This window comes from Streptococcus sp. CCH8-C6 (assembly GCF_001557225.1).
GTDB lineage: Bacteria > Bacillota > Bacilli > Lactobacillales > Streptococcaceae > Streptococcus > Streptococcus sanguinis_C.
Map to the genome: position 1 here is coordinate 1 of NZ_LSJN01000084.1, position 486 is coordinate 486.

The 486-nt window shown below is 67.5% G+C and carries 1 protein-coding gene; it reads left to right on the top strand.

The features are described from left to right. A partial coding sequence (locus AX677_RS09270) for a Tn3 family transposase (RefSeq protein WP_156446004.1) occupies positions 1–486 on the top strand: 486 nt, incomplete at both ends.

Sequence of the window (486 nt, forward strand, 5' to 3'; positions counted from 1 at the left end):
CGGCAAGGTCAACGCCCACTATGGCCGGGATCCCATCGTCAAGATCTACACGACGATCACCGACCGTTACGCGCCGCTCCACCAGACGGTGATCGCCGGCACCGCCGGGGAGGCCGTCCACGCGCTCGACGGCATCCTGGGTCACGACAGCGGCGTCGATGTCGCCGCGCTGCATGTGGACGGCGGCGGTGTTTCCGACATCGTCTTCGCCATCATGCACCTGCTGGGGCTCGACTTCGAGCCACGAATCCCGCGGCTGTCCGATCGTCGTCTCTATGCGTTTGAGCCCCGCGCGCGCTACGGCCGGCTCGCGCCGCTGTTCGGCCAGCGGCTCGACGTCGATCTCATCAGGGCGCATTGGGGCGACATTGGTCGCGTGGTCTGCGCTATGCGCGACAGGACCGTTACGCCCTCGCTGATCTTGAAGAAGCTGTCCGCCTATCGCCAGCAGAACAGCCTCGCCGCGGCGCTCCGCGAGGTCGGCCG